This window comes from Corallococcus sp. AB032C (assembly GCF_003668935.1).
Lineage (GTDB): Bacteria > Myxococcota > Myxococcia > Myxococcales > Myxococcaceae > Corallococcus > Corallococcus exiguus.
In genome coordinates this window covers 1-14,556 of the sequence record NZ_RAWP01000114.1, presented here as the reverse complement: position 1 = coordinate 14,556, position 14,556 = coordinate 1, and the positions used below count along the sequence as shown (strand labels likewise).

Annotated in this window: 15 protein-coding genes; 6 read left to right on the top strand and 9 right to left on the bottom strand. The window is 66.1% G+C overall.

The window, feature by feature from the left end; all coding sequences use genetic code 11:
* Positions 1–1,017: a hypothetical protein gene (locus tag D7X99_RS34830; RefSeq protein ID WP_147476350.1), complete on the bottom strand. Its 1,017-nt coding sequence runs from the start codon at positions 1,015–1,017 to the stop codon at positions 1–3.
* A 106-nt stretch (positions 1,018–1,123) separates the two neighbouring features.
* Between D7X99_RS34830 and D7X99_RS34825 the strand changes: the two genes are divergently transcribed.
* Complete coding sequence (locus D7X99_RS34825; protein WP_121781536.1) at positions 1,124–1,948, top strand: hypothetical protein; 825 nt, start codon at positions 1,124–1,126, stop codon at positions 1,946–1,948.
* Between the two features lie 156 nt (positions 1,949–2,104).
* Entirely contained in the window at positions 2,105–3,187 is a 1,083-nt protein-coding gene (gene hppD / locus D7X99_RS34820; protein WP_158627116.1) for a 4-hydroxyphenylpyruvate dioxygenase, read from the top strand.
* A 68-nt stretch (positions 3,188–3,255) separates the two neighbouring features.
* Here the strand turns inward: hppD and D7X99_RS34815 are convergent, their stop codons facing one another.
* Together D7X99_RS34815 and D7X99_RS34810 are read right to left on the bottom strand one after the other, a co-directional pair.
* On the bottom strand, positions 3,256–4,035 hold the full coding sequence (locus tag D7X99_RS34815) for an SDR family oxidoreductase (protein WP_121781534.1): 780 nt from the start codon (positions 4,033–4,035) through the stop codon (positions 3,256–3,258).
* Entirely contained in the window at positions 4,032–4,376 is a 345-nt protein-coding gene (locus D7X99_RS34810; protein WP_121781533.1) for a nuclear transport factor 2 family protein, read from the bottom strand. The genes D7X99_RS34815 and D7X99_RS34810 overlap by 4 nt, the downstream gene beginning before the upstream one ends.
* Positions 4,377–4,468: 92 nt before the next feature.
* Here D7X99_RS34810 and D7X99_RS34805 point away from each other — a divergent pair, with 92 nt between their 5' ends.
* Complete coding sequence (locus D7X99_RS34805; protein ID WP_233613958.1) at positions 4,469–4,804, top strand: helix-turn-helix domain-containing protein; 336 nt, start codon at positions 4,469–4,471, stop codon at positions 4,802–4,804.
* 215 nt (positions 4,805–5,019) lie between these two features.
* Here D7X99_RS34805 and D7X99_RS34800 read toward each other — a convergent pair whose 3' ends face one another.
* Together D7X99_RS34800 and D7X99_RS34795 are read right to left on the bottom strand one after the other, a co-directional pair.
* Entirely contained in the window at positions 5,020–6,897 is a 1,878-nt protein-coding gene (locus D7X99_RS34800) for a hypothetical protein (RefSeq protein ID WP_147476349.1), read from the bottom strand.
* A 491-nt stretch (positions 6,898–7,388) separates the two neighbouring features.
* On the bottom strand, positions 7,389–7,751 hold the full coding sequence (locus D7X99_RS34795; protein ID WP_233613956.1) for a helix-turn-helix domain-containing protein: 363 nt from the start codon (positions 7,749–7,751) through the stop codon (positions 7,389–7,391).
* Positions 7,752–7,816: 65 nt separating this feature from the next.
* On the opposite strand from D7X99_RS34795, the gene D7X99_RS34790 reads away from it, so the two are divergent.
* The 3 genes from D7X99_RS34790 to D7X99_RS34780 all read left to right on the top strand — a co-directional run bounded on the left by D7X99_RS34790 (position 7,817) and on the right by D7X99_RS34780 (position 9,892).
* Entirely contained in the window at positions 7,817–8,161 is a 345-nt protein-coding gene (locus tag D7X99_RS34790; RefSeq protein ID WP_233613954.1) for a nuclear transport factor 2 family protein, read from the top strand.
* Complete coding sequence (locus tag D7X99_RS34785) at positions 8,085–8,924, top strand: SDR family oxidoreductase (protein ID WP_306414353.1); 840 nt, start codon at positions 8,085–8,087, stop codon at positions 8,922–8,924. Before D7X99_RS34790 ends, D7X99_RS34785 begins: the two co-directional genes overlap by 77 nt.
* Before the next feature lie 140 nt (positions 8,925–9,064).
* Positions 9,065–9,892 carry a hypothetical protein gene (locus D7X99_RS34780; RefSeq protein WP_147476348.1) on the top strand — a complete coding sequence of 276 codons (828 nt, stop codon included), beginning with the start codon at positions 9,065–9,067 and terminating at the stop codon, positions 9,890–9,892.
* 64 nt (positions 9,893–9,956) lie between these two features.
* On the opposite strand, the gene D7X99_RS34775 is transcribed toward D7X99_RS34780, so the two are convergent.
* The 4 genes from D7X99_RS34775 to D7X99_RS34760 form a co-directional block, all read right to left on the bottom strand.
* Positions 9,957–10,166: a hypothetical protein gene (locus D7X99_RS34775; protein ID WP_147476347.1), complete on the bottom strand. Its 210-nt coding sequence runs from the start codon at positions 10,164–10,166 to the stop codon at positions 9,957–9,959.
* A 217-nt stretch (positions 10,167–10,383) separates the two neighbouring features.
* Positions 10,384–12,561, bottom strand: a complete 2,178-nt coding sequence (locus D7X99_RS34770; RefSeq protein ID WP_147476346.1) for a hypothetical protein — start codon at positions 12,559–12,561, stop codon at positions 10,384–10,386.
* Between the two features lie 200 nt (positions 12,562–12,761).
* Complete coding sequence (locus tag D7X99_RS34765) at positions 12,762–13,019, bottom strand: hypothetical protein (RefSeq protein ID WP_121781524.1); 258 nt, start codon at positions 13,017–13,019, stop codon at positions 12,762–12,764.
* 129 nt (positions 13,020–13,148) lie between these two features.
* Positions 13,149–14,393: a hypothetical protein gene (locus tag D7X99_RS34760; RefSeq protein WP_121781523.1), complete on the bottom strand. Its 1,245-nt coding sequence runs from the start codon at positions 14,391–14,393 to the stop codon at positions 13,149–13,151.
* Positions 14,394–14,556: the final 163 nt, after the last annotated feature.

The window sequence follows — 14,556 nt, the reverse complement described above, 5'->3', positions numbered from 1 at the left end:
TCAGGTGCCGGACGGGCCCAGGCGACGGAGCGACTCCGCCGCCGCCTCGCGCAGCTCCTCTTCCGGGGCCTGCGCGAGGGCCCGCAGCGCCGCGGGCACTTCATCACCCGGGTAGGCGATCTCCCCCAGCCGCTGGGCCGCCAGCACCCGGTCCTTCACCGCTCCACGCCGCAGTTCCTCCAGTAGGAAGCCCTTGTAGAGCCCCAGGAAATGATTCTCCGCCTCCAACATGCCCTCGCAGAGCGACCGCAGGTGCGCCACGTCCGCGGCGGCCTCGGGCACCCGGTAGCCCCAGCGCTTGCGGGCCGCGTAGATCTGCTCGTACAGGGGCGTCCACGCGTCGTTGACGAGCTCGCGGTGCGCCTCGATGGCCTCGCGTTTGGAGTACGTGTACCCGCCCGCCTTCACCGCCACCTCGGCCGTCGCCAGCCGGCAGGCCAGGGTGACCAGCTCCTTGAAGCCCCGGTGCGACTGGCCCTGGGCATCCAGCACCTCGCGGTGGTCGTAGCCGTAGAGCTCGCCGCGCGGGTCCGGATAGATGAGCGGGAAGCGCAGGGGCTCGCCCTCGGCGCGGGCCCGGGCGCGCTCCATGAAGACGTAGGGCCGGTGCATGCAGTAGCGGATCCACGCGTCCAGCGGCATCAGCGGGATGCGCTCCCGGAGGTCCTCGCCCATGAGCAGCAGCGACGTCTTCTTGAGGTTGACGGCGCCCTCCTCCAGCAGCTGCTCCTCCTCCACCGCGTTCGCGTCCAGCGACAGGGGGCTCAGCGGGCTCACGTGCCGGCGGAAGTGCTCGAAGCGCCGCCGCTCACCCGGCTGGAACCTGCCCTTGAAGACGAGCGTCAGGTCGATATCGCTCTCGCCCACGGCCTCGCTCGTCGCGTGGCTCCCCAGCAGGTAGCAGGCCTGGAGGCGGCCCGGGAACACCATCTGGAACAACCCCAGGAAGCCGAAGAAGACGGCGTTGAGGTTCATGTCCTCCGTGAAGCCCACCAGCGACAGCTCTTCATCCATCACGTGAATTCCCCATCCTTTGCCCGCACCGCGGCCGGCATCCTAGGGGCCCCACGGCTCCCGGCGCGAGCCCGCGCGTCCCAGCCCCAGCGTCCCACAGGAGCAGTCCATGGTCCGTGACTTCACGCAGTCGGAGGTGCAGAGCCTTTGCGAGTTGCTCGGCGTGAGCGACCTGCGCGACCCGAACGCGGCGGGGGTGAAGAGCGCTCCGCTCATCGAGGACGTGCGCCGGGTCCTGAAGCTCCCGGTGCTGCCCCACAGCCACCTGCTGGATGAGCAGACCTGGATGATTGGCGGACGTGTCCTGCGGTGGCTTGGCGGGGAGATGACCACGTCGGTGGACGATGGGGACTACGACCTCTTCTCCGGCTCGTTCCCGGCCATGGAACGCACCCTGAACCGCATGCTGGAGACGGGCTACTCCATCATCCGGGTGCAGTACGTGAATCGCTGGCCGCGCATCCCGGTGCCGCGCATGCTGCGCCGCAAGCCATCCCCCGTGCCCAGGCCCCCGAGGAACGAGTCCGTGCCGGACCTGCCAGGGCTCCTGTTGCGGAGGATGCCGGATGGCCGCGACATGTACTGCATGCGCCTCACCTCACCGGAGAGGCATGTCATCCAGTTCATGTACATTCCGTCGCTCGTCCCGGACGGACCCAGGCCGGACACGCTCATCCAGCAGACGGACCTCAGCATCTGCCAGTTCACCCTGGACGGACGCCACCTGCGCGCGGGCACCCACTCGTGGTCCGACTTCGTCCGGCATCGCCTCCGCGTGGTCCACATGCGCAGTGGCCGCCGCACCGCGGGCCGCCTGTTCAAATACGCCGCTCGCGGGTTCTGGCCCGACGCGCGGACCGTCCAGGTCGTCTATGGCCGGTGGCTGTCCGAGGCGCTGAAACGCGGAGGAAATCCCGCGCGTTTCAAAGCCTGAACCGACGCGACACATCCCTGCACTTCGTGTGAATCCAGGTATGCTTGACAGTACTGGAAAAATAGCTCAATTGGATACACGCGCAGTGTTTTTGTTCACATGCGGCATCAGCGCTTCTCGCTGCCTGGCTTGGGGCGAGCAGGTTCCAGGATCGAAATGAAGAACGTGGCCGTCGATGAGATTGAGTACATCGAGTTGTGCGTTGGAGATCTCCTCCAGTCGACCCGCTTCTTCACCGACGCGCTGGGCTTCCGTCGCGTCGCGGAAGGCGGTCCGGAGACGGGGCTCGATGCGCAGCGCTGCGTGCTGATGCAGCAGGGCCGCTGCCGGGTGCTGCTGACGCAGGGGCTGACCCCCGAGTCGCCCGCGTCCGAGTACGTCCAGCGTCACGGTGACGGCGTGCGGGACATCGCGCTGCGCACGCCGGACCTGGTGGCCACCTACGCGCACGTCATCGAGCGCGGCGCCCAGCCGGTGCGCGAGCCCGCCATCCTCCAGGACGGCCACGGTCGCCGCGTGCTGAAGGCCACCGTGCAGGCCATGGGCGACGTGGTGCACTCGCTCATCGAGCGTGAGGGGCCTTGGGAGGGCTTCCTGCCCCCGGGCCTGCGCGCGGTGGACGCGCCTCAGTCTCCGGCGAAGGAGCTGTTCTCCGGCCTGGACCACGTGGCCATCTGCCTGACCCCGGGCACGCTGGACGCCATGGTGCGCTTCTACACGGAGGCCTTCGGCTTCCGGCAGTCGCACGAGGAGAACGTCAAGACCCACGGCAGCGGGATGAACTCCAAGGTGGTGCAGAGCCCCTCCGGGCGCATCTGCTTCCCCATGCAGGAGCCCATCTCCCACGAGAACCCGGGGCAGATTGGCGAGTTCCTCGCGCGCCACGGCGGGCCGGGCGTGCAGCACCTGGCCATGCTCTCCCCGGACATCGTCGCCAGCGCGCGGCAGCTCCGGACGCAGGGCATCGAGTTCCTGGACATCCCGGCGACGTACTACGAGCGGCTCGAGGATCGGCTCGGCCCCATTCCCCTGGACCTGGGCCCGCTGCGCGAGATGGGCATCCTGGTGGACCGGGACGCATGGGGCCTGCTGTTGCAGTCCTTCACGCGCTCGGTGCACCCGCGGCAGACGCTCTTCTTCGAGGCCGTGGAGCGCAAGGACGCGCGCGGCTTCGGCGGCGCCAACATCCGCGCCCTCTACGAGGCCGTGGAGCACGAGCTGAGCCGGGCCCAGTCCTGAGCGCTTCGGCGCCGCGGCCGTCCGCCATCCAGGACTGAAGTTGCCCCGCGGAACCGGGGCAACTTCACTCACACCGTTGGCACTGTGCCGCCATCGATGACGTACTCCGTGCCGGTGATGGAGCCCGCCTTCGGCGACACGACGAACGCGATGAGGTCGGCGACCTCGCGAGGCTTGGACGGGCGGCCGAGCGGGATGCCGCCTAGCGACTGCATGATGATCTGTTTGCCACCGTCGTAGTCGGTGCCGGCCTGCTTGGCGAGGCGCTCGGCCAGGTGCACCGAGGCTTCTGTTTCCACCCAGCCCGGCGAGACGCGGACCACTCGCACGCCCTTGGGCGCCACCTCTTTTGACAGCGACTTGCTGTAGGTCGACAGCGCCGCCTTCGCCGCGGCATACGCCGTCGTTGATTCTGGCAGGGGCAACTCGCGTTGGATGGACGTGACGTGCACGATGACACCCGCACCTTGCGCCAGCATCGACGGCAAGAGCGCTCGGTCGAGCCGAACCGCGGGCATCAGGTTCAGATTGAGCTCCTTCTGCCACGCGTCATCGTCGAGCGCAGCGAAGCCACCTCCGGGAGCACTCGAGCCGCCGAGCACATGCACCAGGATGTCGATACCACCGAGGTGCGAAAGCGCATCGCGCGCCACCCGCGCGCAGCCTTCGACGGTCGTGACGTCGGCTGCGACGTAATGCACGCCAGGCATGTCTCTGGGAGTGGTACGTGCGGTTGCGACAACCTTGACGCCGGCCTCGACGAGGGCCGTGACGACCGCCGCGCCGACCCCCTTCGTGCCTCCTGTGACAAGCGCGCGGCGGTTCTTCAGTTCGAGATCGAAACTCACGGTGCAATCCCCAGTCGAGTGATGAGTCCACCCGCGAGAGTGAAGCGGTAGCGGAGCTCAATGGGGCTCCCTGGGAAGTTGCCCGTCACGTTCGCACGCACCGTGGTGCGAGGTCCGTCGAACTCCGCCGCGAGCAGCTCCGTCGTGAACTTGTACTTGCCGTTCGCGGCAGCGGTCCACGCTTCGATGGCAGCGCGCCCGCGGTGCTCGTGGCGCTCATCCACGACGAGGGCATCGTCAGTGAAACACCGAGCCACTGCAGCAGGGCGGGTCGTCGCGTGTGCGAAGTATCCAGCGATCGGCGCTGGCTGGCCAGGGAGCAGGTTGGGCGTCGTTTGCATGGCTCATCCTGTAATGAGTACGGTTCCGTTCCACAAGAACGCACGAAAAAGTGGGGTACATACTTTTGGGTAAGCATGAACACCATACGCCAGTGACGGCGGCCAGCGGCATCGAGGAAGCCATCCAGATGCTGGAGGGCCGCTGGAAGCTGGTCATCCTCTTCCACCTGTTCGGTGGGAAGACGCTTCGATTCTCCGAACTGGAGCGTGCAATTCCAGCCATCACGCAAAAGATGCTCATCCAGCAGCTTCGGCAGCTCGAGCAGGACGGCATCGTCGCGCGCATCGTTCACGCGCAGGTACCGCCAAAGGTCGAGTACCACCTGACCGAGTGGGGGCAGTCGCTCTGCCCGGCGCTCGACGAACTCCTGACGTGGGCGGAGAAGCGGCCAACGCCGAAGCGCCAGCGACGGCCGGCAAGAGCGTGACGTCGAGCTCATTTGCAATCGTCCTGACTCAGCTCAGGTTGGGGCGCCCGTTCCAGTGTCGCACGGCTTCGGGATGTCTGCTGATGGCGCTGGCCTCCCAGCGCGACATGACGCTGGAGTTCAGTTCGGCCCGACGGCCTGCGACGCGCCTCTGCGGGCCGCCCCCCCGGCCCGCGGATGGCGGCCGCCGACCAACGCCCAGGCGCGCCGCGCCCTCAGCGCAGCTCCTGGGCGAACTGCTCACGATAGCGCCCCTGGAGCGTCTTCAGCGCCTCCGCCATCCCCACGGCGCGGTACTGCTCCGCCAGGAGTTGCCACGCTTGCTTGTGCAAGGGCTCCAGCGCCACGACACGCTCCAGGTGGGTACGCGCCTCCTCGCGGGGACCCGACTCTGAGGCCAGCCATCCCAGGATGAAGTGCGCCTGCACCGCCTCTTCGTGCGCGGCCACGGCCTGCCGACACGCCGCTTTCGCGGGCCCCGGTCTGCCAGCGCGCATGTGGCCTTCGCAATCCAACACGTGCAGCACCGCCGCGCGCGGGAACTCCCGCCTCAGCCAGGTGAGTCGTGCCTGCGCCTTCGTCGCCGACCCCTTATCGAGGGATTCCTCGACGTCCTTCGCCGCGCGGATGAACTCTCCCTCCCGCTCCACCGGGATACCGCTCACGGAGGCATCCACTGGCAGCGCCTTCCAGCGTCGAGCCTGCCGAGCCCAGGTCCGCAGGGCCTCGGTCCGAGAGTCATTGCCCGCCTTCTGGGTGGCCTGCTCCGCCCACGTGACCGAGGAGGTCTCCTTGAAGAAGGCCGCGAGGTCTCCCCAGACTTCCGGCGGTGTTGCAGGGTTCGCTTCCATCCGTTGCCGCGCCCGCACGAGCTGGCCTTGCGCCTCCAGGTGCTGCCCCTGTTGGAGGGCCAGGGCCGCGAGGTGGAACAAGGGGGCGGGCTCGGAGGGGAATCTCCCGGCGACGGCCTCGCACTTCTCCCGGGTCGCCGGCAGCTTGGGGGCGACACGCGTGTCCAGGTAGCAGGCCAGCCTTTGGACGAAGAAGTCCTCCGGGTAGCGTCGCGCGAGGGGCTCCAGTTGCTGGGCGGCGACCTCCACGCGTCCCTCCTTCTCGAGCGCGAGGATTGCGTCGAGCCGGCGCCGGTCCTCCGGAGGCAGGGGGGCCTGGGGCTGGTGAACGACCAGCGGCGCCTTGCCCTCGCGGACCTTCGCGAGCCATTCGACGACAGCCTCCTTCTCCGGTCCCTCCCAGTCCGGCGAGGACGTCGAGGCCAGCAGTGCCCCAAGCTCGGTCGCCCAGGCCCGCGCGGCAGCGTCATCGCGACGACCCGCCGACGCATGGCGAAGGCTGGTTTTGAGCAACGCCAGGGTCTGCGATGCGAAGGCCGCCTGATTCGGTGCGTAGCTCGGGTACATCATCCAGTGCGAGCTGCGCACGTGGAATGCCCCCAGCGTGTGCGCCCACTCGTGGAGGAAGATGGACGTCTCCTTGTGCATCTTCCGCTCCTCATAGAGCGTCTGCCGCTCGTCCTGGGGCAGGTGGATCAGCGCCTCCATGATGGCGCGGACCTCCTCCGGGTTTCCCATCTCGCGCAGCACGCAGTGGCGCCCGAACAGCCGGGCCATGCCCAACTCATGCTGCGCGGAGGAGAAGAGCTTGAGCGCGGAGACGAAGCCGACCACCAGGTCCACGCCCTCGCCCGGATCCGTCCCCTCCAGCGCGGTCAGTGAACCCTCCAACTCGCCCTCGACACCTCGATGCGCCCACTCGCGCGTCGACTCAAGCTCGAAGACAACGCCCAGTGGCCCCTGCATCACCGCGCTCGCGCGCTGCAACTGGGACACGACGCTGCTCCGCCAGCGCACCACCTGCTCCCGATAATCCGAGTCCGCGTAGACCCGGACCCGAATCTTCCGGACCGGACCCGTCGAGGGCTGCGACGAGGACTCCAACTTCGCTGGCGCGAGGGTACGCGCCTGTTCCCGTGCGTAGTCCACGGGTCGCTTCACACACGACACGCCGAGGACACAGCCCCACACCGCCAGCAGGGCGACACGCGCCGCCAATCCCATGACACGACCTGTGCTCATGGAGTCCTCCCATACGCGAAATGCGTCAGTAACGCACCTGACTCCCAGCGCGAGCGCTCAGCGTCTTGAGTGCGCGAGACGGTGTGGGCGGTGCCCCAGTGATTCCAATCCCACGTCGCCGCTCCGCGGTGGGACCCGTCAGCACCCGGTCGCGGCGCGGCTCGCGTCCCGGGGCGCCATCCGCGAGAGGGGCACGATGGCAGACGCGCGACATGGAGTTCCCGCACGAACTCTGCAGTCTGGCGTGGTTCCGCGACCGACTGTACGCGTGCTCGACGAGTGAGCTCTACGTCTGGGACGGCACACGGTTCCAGGCGCACGCGTTCGACGGAGTTCGCCCACGAGCCTTGCAATACCTGAGCGTTGGCGAGAGCGACCTGTGCCATCCGCCCTCGGCCTGCCGACGCTTCCGGGAGCCACGCGAGAGGACCTCTACGTCGCGTTGCTGCACTTCGCGCTGGGCATCAACACCCGGGTTCGAGCAGTGACGCCTATGCCTTCGATGGCTCCTCTTCACGTTTCAGCATGGGCCGTCTCTCTGCCCAGGCCAGCAATGCGTCAAGGGCTGGGCACAGGGACTGGCCCCAGTCGGTCAGGTGGTACTCGACCTTCGGTGGGACCTGGGCGTGCACGATGCGCGCGACGATGCCGTCCTGCTCCAACTGCCTGAGTTGCTGGATGAGCATCTTCTGCGAGATGGCGGGGATGGCGCGCTCAAGGTCGGAGAAACGCAGCTTATTCCCGCCGAAGAGGTGGAAGAGGATGACCCGCTTCCAGCGGCCTTCGAGCATCTGGATGGCGCACTCGATGCCGCTGGCCGCCGTCAGGGGCGTGTGATGGTCATGCCTACCCAAAAGTATGTACCCCACTTTTTCGTGCGTTCTTGTGGAAGAGATACCGCGCCATTACCTGGATGGCCATGACAACGAATCGCGCTGCTTCCTTGAAACTGCCCACGCCCATCGCGAGCTACTTCGCCAGCGAGACCACCGACCCGCAGGCCGTCGCCCGGTGTTTCGCCGACGACGCCGTCGTCCTGGACGAGCGACACGAACATCGCGGTCGCGCCGCCATTGCCGCGTGGAACCGCGCGGGAGTCGCCAAATACGCTTTCTCCACCGAGCCTCTGTCCGCGGACACGGCTGGAGCGCGCACGACAGTGACCGCGAAGGTGAGCGGCAACTTCCCTGGCAGCCCGGCGCGACTGCGGTTCGCGTTCACCGTCGCTGGTCATCTCATCACGCGCTTGGAGATCGCTTCATGAGCTTCGATCTCGAATTGAAGGGCCAACGGGCGGGACCAAAGGCGTCGGGGCGGCTGTCGTCGCGGCGCTGGTCGAGGCTGGCGTACGCGTCATCGCCACGGCGCGCACGGTGCCGAGCGACACGAAGGACGTCCACTATGTCGCGGCTGACGTAACGACGGCGAAGGGCTGCGAAGAGGTCGTCCGGCAGGCCATGGCGCACCTCGGGGGCATCGACATCCTCGTGAATGTGCTGGGAGGCTCCACCGCCCCGGGCAGCGGCTTCGCGGCACTCACGGACGAAGATTGGCAGAAAGAGCTGAACCTGAACCTCATGCCCGCCGTGCGGCTCGACCGCGCGCCGTTGCCAGCGATGCTCGCGCAGGGCTCCGGCGTCATCGTCCACGTCACCTCGATTCAGCATGAGCTGCCTTTGCCCGAATCCACGACGGCGTACGCCGCGGCGAAGGCGGCGCTCTCCACGTACAGCAAGGCGCTGTCGAAAGAGGTGACGCCCAAAGGCGTGCGCGTGGTGCGCGTCTCGCCAGGGTGGGTCGAAACAGAGGCCGCCGTGCACCTCGCCGAGCTCCTGGCGAAACAGGCGGGCACCGACTACGAGGGCGGCAAGCAGATCATCATGCAGTCGCTGGGTGGCATTCCTGTGGGGCGTCCGGTGAAACCTCGCGAGGTGGCCGACCTCATCGCCTTCGTCGCTTCGCCGCGCGCGGGCTCGGTGACGGGGACGGAGTTCGTCATCGATGGCGGGACGGTCCCCACGGCCTGATCGGGGAGCGGTCTTCTGCTATGAAGTCCGAGCTGTCGATAGGAGGGGGTGGTCTCTTGAGACGGGTCGCGAGCCATGCGTGGGTGTTTCTCGTTGCAGCTGGGTGCATGCATAGGCCTCAGGGGTACCAGGCGAACGGGGTGACCCTGACAACGAGGGAGGAGGCTACGGCCTCTGGCTTCAAGCCGTGGAAGCTGGCGGTCGCCTTCGGTGCCCGGCAGGATGGTACCCAGCTGCTGCTCGACTTCATGAAGCGCGCGGAAGCCGCAGGGGGGCGCTACGTCAGCGACGTGCACATCGTGCTGGCGAGTGACCAGGATGGGGAGCCGGTAGAGTGCCGGACGGAGATTGTGCCGGAGTCTTCAGTTGAGAGTGGCCGGATGCTTCAAAGTACGCCGGGGCGTACCGAGATGCGGCATCACATGGTTCCAGTCACAAAGACTGTTTTCGAAAGCCAGTTTCAATGCCAGTCCGTCACGGAGCCGCGCACTGTCTCGGAAACCTACTACGAGAGTCAGTACGACGCGTCCTCGAAGACGACCCGCTCCGTGCCGCGCACGCGAATGGTGACGCGCTTCGAGCACCGTCAGAAATGCGGTCACGTGCCCATGATGCGTACCGTGACGCGCTTTGAGTATCAGTTCCGCAGCGAGTACATCCCGCCTCACTTGGAATTGGTGTCGCGGCAGTACACCCGGTGGAGCCTGAAGGAGACGCTGCCTACGTGCGCGCCACATTCGCCGCGGACGGGTGACTCGCCCGCGATGCCCCACCGAGTCGAAGGTGAAGTGTACGGTTGCTCGCTCGAACAGGCGCCTGCTGACCCCAAACAGGAAGGTGGGGAGTCGGAAAGTCGAAGCCTGAAGCTCCGCAGACAGTATCGCCAGAGTGCCATGGCGAAGGGCCAGGCGCCCGCGAGCTGCCAGGAACTGGCGCTCCAGGTGCCGCCGGACATCGAAGTACCCTGAGTCACAGTCATGCAGGCTCCGCGACATCGGTCGCGGAGTTCGGGAGGGCAGTCTCTTGCAAGGGTTACCAGCTGTCTCCACCGCAGGAGTAGCCTGCGCCGTCACAGCGAACCCAGCCAGGGGACCCCGGCGAGTCTGACCGGTAATCGCACTCGTACTGACCCGTGCAACTCACCGTCATGCCGTTCTGGCAGATCAGCGACAGGTAGCAGGGGCCCGGGTAGTCATCCGGCCTCGCGTCTGGTTCGACGGCCATGGCGAACGCGGGGATCATCGTGCCGAATCCAATAACAATGCCTAGCATGACAGCGAGCCACTTGGACATGGGGAATGGCCTTTCGTATGGACAGCCGCGTGAGGCTACCACCTGGGAGGCACCTGTCGCGTAGGGCCCCCCTCCAGGGCGGACTTGCTTTGTTGCTGCGCGGACACCTCCCATGTCAGGCATTATGCTGCGGTCGAAATTGGAGTAGGCACAGGTCCTGCCCGGCTCAACTGACTCGAAAGCTGATCCGAAGTAGCGCGTCGAGCTCAGTGAGCCTGTCGCCTTGCTCATCGCGCTCATCCATGATTGCGGTGAGGAAGGCGGTCTGTTCGGATGATAGGCGCGTGTGGTCTACGACGGAGAGAGGTGGGCCGCTGACGAGGAGGAACATGGCACCGCCTCCTGGGCTGAGATCCACGAAAACGTAACCTTCACCAAGCTTCGAGAACCAGCCCGGAGTACGGGAAGCGGTGCGTACAAGGTGGTCGAGCCGCAGTGAGATGAGCCGGGTGGTCTTGCGGCCCCGCGATGCAGTGGTGTGACCGCGCCCGGCCGGATAGCTGAGCAGGGAGCGGCTCTGAAGGTCCTTGAGCCAGGCCAGGCTCCACCGAGGCTCAACGCGCCGGGTGAGCTGGGCCGCGGCATGGTCCGCCGACAGGTCCAACTGCATCAGCGTCGACTCGCCCGCTGCCTCTCGCAGGAGGTCCACCATGCGCTTCTGGCCAATGTTTTGTTGCACGTGAACCCACTCGTGCAGGAAGTACAGCATGGCGGTAACCAGGAGCTCTTCCTTGTCAGAGATGCTGGCCACCATCTGCTGATAGCTCGGCTCGTGGAGGGTGACGCAGTCGCCGCGCAGTTCGACTTGAGCCTCCTGGGGCAGCGCCGCGAAGCGCACGTCTCGCGCCCCCTGGAACATCCGAGGCAGATCGATACCGAAGACGGGCTCGGTCCACGGCAGGTGAAGGACACGGCGGAACTCATCCTGGAGCCAACTCAGAGAGGCTGTGTTGCGACGGGTGAAGTCAGGCCGCTCCAACTCAAGGGTGAGCACTGCTCGAAGGGCGTCCGGGGTCCCTCCAAGTTCGTTGAGAAGTCGCAACGCTAGAGGCGTGTCGTCCGTCGGAGGGGCCGCCTCGAGTGCTTCCTTGAGACCGATGGCCACCGCCGCGCCCAGACCCGGCAGGGCCGTGAGCTTCAAGAGCGGCTCCAGGTCTTTCCTGGCACGCAGCCCATGAAGACGAATCCATTCTTTGACCAGATGGTGTGCCCAGTCCGCTACCGCCGTGGGCGCGTTCTTTTCACCTGCCGCGGTGCCCAGAATCTCCAGCGCGTGGGCGAGAGGAGGCACATCGAGGAACCGCAAGGGCTTTGACTGCCCAGGAGGATGCTGGAAAGCCAGCCGCCAGGTGACTGGATGAAAGCGCTCGTTGGCGCCATGGGCGATGGCCTCGAAGCGCCCATCGACGAGTCCCTGGAGAATGGCCTGGCTCGCCCGAGGCAGCTTCGTCGGAACCTCCAGCGGATGGGAGCAGTGCTCGGCCCACCAGTTTCCACGGTACATCGCGGCTACCAACTCGCAAATGAGCGTACCTGGAGCACCTTCCTCGAGCACACGCTCCGCCACCTGCCAGAAGAGCTCCATGTGCTGAATCCCGACCCCCTCCTCGGGTCTGGATTGAAGAGAGAGGAACCGAAGAACGAGCTGAAGCTCCGCAGGCTTTCCCTCGGCGAGGCACTCCAACAGCATGACGAGCAATGGCCCCTGCCCTGGCTGGCGAAGTTCCGCTGCGCCCTTTTCGATCATCCACTGAGCCAGGGGACCGAAAGACCTGAGCAGATCGGTGCGTCGGCGCAGCTCCAGGAGGCGCTGCTCTTGTTCGCTCTGCTCCTGTGCTGGTCTGTCTTTGCTGGATTCCGCTTGTGAGAGGAGGCCGAGGAGCTGACTGATGTTCTCGATAGACCGGTCTCGAATACAGGCAACAATCGAGAGATGGCTCCGGGTGGCATTCAGGATCTTGGCCACCAGTCCCGCGTCTCCAGCCTTGGCGCTCTGCGCAATCCACCCCACCAGCGGATCGAGGACCGGTCCAATGGAGGCCGCGGTAGAAGGAGCGGCGATGAGCTCCGCGAAAACGCGCGGCAGGAAGTCATGATGGTTGGTGCGAATGGGCACTCCCATCAGCTGTCGGGCCAGCCTGGCCACCAGCGCAGTGGCCATGCCGCTGCGCCCGGAACGTCTGTCGACCTCGCACGCGACCTCGACCCATAGGGCAGCCGCGGCTGTCCACGTCTGGTCCTCCAGCCGGCTTTCGAGGACGACAGAAGCCTCTTCCGGAGAGAGTCCTGCGGCGTAGTGCAACTGCGCCACAACGTTGCCTCTGAATGCTTCCGCGGGAATCATGGAGTCCTCGTCTTGGCGCAGTCTACACTGCCGACGTCCAACCCACATGGGGGCGAGACCGAGGGAAAGCCGCAAGGCTGACGGGTGAGGACAGGCTGGAGATTCGGCGGCGTGTCATCGCTGGCGCGACAATGTCCCGCATTGCCCGCGGACCAATTTGGCTGAAGCGATGCCAGCCGCACGTACCCGGGGCCGGCACACTAGGACAACTGCGCAAGACGTGCTTGCAGGGCCGCGATCTGGTTTGACACATCCTCTTTCACCGCCTCGTCACCTTCCCAGAGATCCAGAAAGGCCCAGTCGTCCGAGGGGGGAGCAATCATGTGACCGAGCACCTCAATCGATTTGCGCAGCAGCGCGGCGAGCTCGGCACCGTATTGCGATGGAACCATGTAAGGGCCGCCGAACCAATCCGCGCCCTCGTCGGTTTCCCACGCATGGTTTCCCCAGTCGCCCAACGGAACACCTCTTCTTTCTCAGCCAGAGGTTATGGCCGCTCTGGGGGCGCGGTGCCTGAGACCTGCTGGGCTGCGCTGGCGTGTGCCGGAGCGTGGCGAGAGAATCCCCGCCACGCTCCGGCGTGGGGCTCACAACGTCTTCATGTACTCGATCAGCGCGGTGCGCTCCGCATCGGTCAGCACGTCGGTGAACGTGTGGCCCGAGTTCGACTGGCTGAACATCCGGGTGTTGTAGATCTTGCGATCCTCGATATCCGAGTTCGAGAAACTCGGGGCCACGATGCTGCCGAGGAGATTCCAGGCCAGCGCGCCGTTGCCGTACAGCAGCGACAGCCCGCTCTCGATGAGCGGCGTCTCGTTCGGATCCCACGGATTGCAGTGGTTGAACGGCGAGAAGGTCAGGTAGCTGCACGGAATCGTGTCGTACTTCCACCCAATCCTGGTCTGGTCATAGGCCTTCGCGAGGTCGGTCTCGAATCCCATCACGACGCCGAACCTCGGCGACTTCGACTTGCGACGCCAGATCCGCGGGCGGTCCGCCGACTTGAGCAAGCTCCAGAGGTCGGGCACCGAGCCGTTGTGGAAGTAGGGGGCGGACGCCCAGATACCGTAGAGAGGCTGCGCGAGATAGCCGATCATGTTGTACTTGTCGGCGCACCCGTCCTGACCTTCGTACCCGAAGAAGCTGTACCTGGCCTGGGTCGCGATGGCTCCGTCGTTGGCAAGCAGTCGGGCGTCATCGGTGTCGAGGACCCCGATTGGCGTGACGTTGGCCGCCATGCCCTCGAACAAGGGATTGGCGAGGAAGTTCGGATCGTTCACGTAGCGCGGCGCGTAGGCTCCATGGCAGCTCGCGCACGAGCCGTTGCCGGCCTGCTGCGGCTTCACGACCGGGTTGTTGCGGTTCGCTGCCCACAGATCGAGCGTGTGGAACAGGATCGACCCCTGCGCCGCGAGCGCCGTGTTGACCGGCAGAGGGTAGGCCGGCGACTTCAGCCCGAGCATCCAGGTGTTCGCCTGGTACTCGTTGTCGAGGATCCAGTCGTAGCCTTCCTGGTAGTTCGGCAGTGCGGCGCCCGGCATGTACCACGAGAGCTCGATGCGCGTGGCGTCGCTGCTCATCCCGGCGTCGAAGAACTTCACCGGCCGGTGCCCGAGGTTCCACCAGTTCGGCGGGTCTTCCGTGCCGGTCGAGCCAGCCGCCCAGACCTCCGGATTGAGGAAGACGCCGGGGATCGTCCCGTCGGGGTCGAAGATCGTGAGCAGGGCGAAGAGCTGGAAGTTGGTGATGTTCCCCGTGCCGCGGATGCGGTTCAGGGAGGCGATCGTGAAGGCGGGGTTGAGGCCTCCGAGCTCGCCCAGGAACAGGGTCACGTCGGTGAGGCCGTTGGTGCCGTGTAACGCCCCCAGTGTTGCCGCGCACGGTGGTTGAGGGAGACGGCCCCATTCTCGGACCGACTGGATGAGGGGGAGCGGCCGAAGCAGAACTCGTCGCCCATCAGCGAGCCGGTTTCTTGCGTGTCGCCGATGATGCTGT